At 42.7% G+C, this 1,357-nt stretch carries 2 protein-coding genes; both read left to right on the top strand.

The genetic code is table 11. From position 1 onward, the window contains the following. Window positions 1-64: 64 nt before the first annotated feature. Window positions 65-364 (top strand): transposase, encoded by a 300-nt coding sequence (locus RB622_RS30105; protein WP_308050550.1) that lies wholly within the window; start codon window positions 65-67, stop codon window positions 362-364. Continuing rightward, a complete protein-coding gene (locus tag RB622_RS30100; protein ID WP_308050551.1) occupies window positions 307-1,227 on the top strand; it encodes an IS3 family transposase in 921 nt (306 codons plus the stop codon). The genes RB622_RS30105 and RB622_RS30100 overlap by 58 nt, the downstream gene beginning before the upstream one ends. Window positions 1,228-1,357: the final 130 nt, after the last annotated feature.

The raw sequence follows: 1,357 nt of genomic DNA, 5'->3' as shown, positions 1-1,357 counted from the left end.
TGACGTTGCTACATTTGTTTGGAGGCAGAAATAGGCAGATTTAATATTTCAACTAAATTTGACTATGAGAAAACGACGGGTGTTTGACGAATCTTTTAAAAGGATGGCATTGGAACTGTCAGAGGCTAAGGGCTCGGTGAGTGCAGCAGCGGCTGAGCTCGGGCTTGATGCGGGACGTATCAGTAAATGGCGCGCAAGTTTTAATAAGCCTGATTTTCGAGAAAAAGTTGAAGGTTTGACGGACGAGCAAAAACGGATCCGGCAATTGGAAAGAGAGCTTCGAGAGGTAAAACTTGAACACGAGATATTAAAAAAGGCAGTACGCATCTTTTCCAGGGGCGAACGGAACGGTTCCGATTTATAAAAGCTAATCAAGGAATTTATCCGGTGGCAAAGATGTGTAAGGTGCTCAATGAGAGCGGGAGCAGCTATTACCATTGGTTAAAGCAGCCAGTAGGTAAACGGCAGCAGGAACACAAAGAATTATCCATTCATATTCGCGAAGTTTATGAAGAAAGCAAAGGATGCTACGGTAGCCCGCGCGTTACAGTGGAATTGCAAGCAAAAGGTTTCCGGGTATCGCGCCCACGGATAGCCAGAGTAATGAGAAAAATTGGTCTGAGAAGTATTGTCCGGAAGAAATACCGGATTCAAACTACTGATAGTAACCATATTTATCAGGTGTCTGAAAATCATTTAAATAGAGATTTTTCAGCAAATGGTCTTGGAGAAAAATGGGTATCGGATCTGACGTATATCAAGACCGGAGAGGGCTGGGTTTATCTTACAGCAATACTTGACCTCGCAAACCGTAAGGTGGTTGGTTGGGCGCTGAGTGAGACAATGAAAGCCGAAGATACCAGCGTAGCGGCTTTCAAAATGGCTTTAAAGTGCTATCCGATTAAAAAACCTTTGTTATTTCATTCGGACAGAGGGGTTCAATACGCGTGCAGCGAGTTTCGTAAGCAGTTGGCTGGCTTACCTATAACTCAGAGTATGAGCCGAAAAGGGGACTGTTGGGACAATTCACCCGCTGAAAGCTTTTTTAAAACGCTGAAAACAGAAATGGTTTATCATCGCGAATTTAAAAGTAAACAAGAGGCAAAACTGGCAGTTTTTGAATTTATTGAGGTATGGTATAATAGAAAAAGAAGGCACTCTTCACTAGGATATTTGAGCCCTCTGGCCTTTGAAGAAACGATATTAAACAAGAAAAAAGCTGCCTGATGGACTAAATCGAAGAAGTAAATCAAGCCCTATATTTAATTGGGGTGCCTCAAGCACATCAATTAAATATAGGTTCCAAGGGGTCTGGGGAATGGAAGATTCCCCAGGACGATGGAAAAAGATATTGCCT

The sequence above is a fragment of the Dyadobacter sp. LHD-138 genome, from assembly GCF_030929615.1.
Lineage (GTDB): Bacteria > Bacteroidota > Bacteroidia > Cytophagales > Spirosomataceae > Dyadobacter.
Note: the sequence above shows the minus strand (reverse complement) of the source record. Positions and strands in the feature narration are given on the sequence as shown.

What these genes read in the sequence shown, in the direction of transcription:
- RB622_RS30105 (WP_308050550.1), top strand. Translation starts at nt 65, where the DNA reads ATGAGAAAACGACGGGTGTTTGACGAATCTTTTAAAAGGATGGCATTG.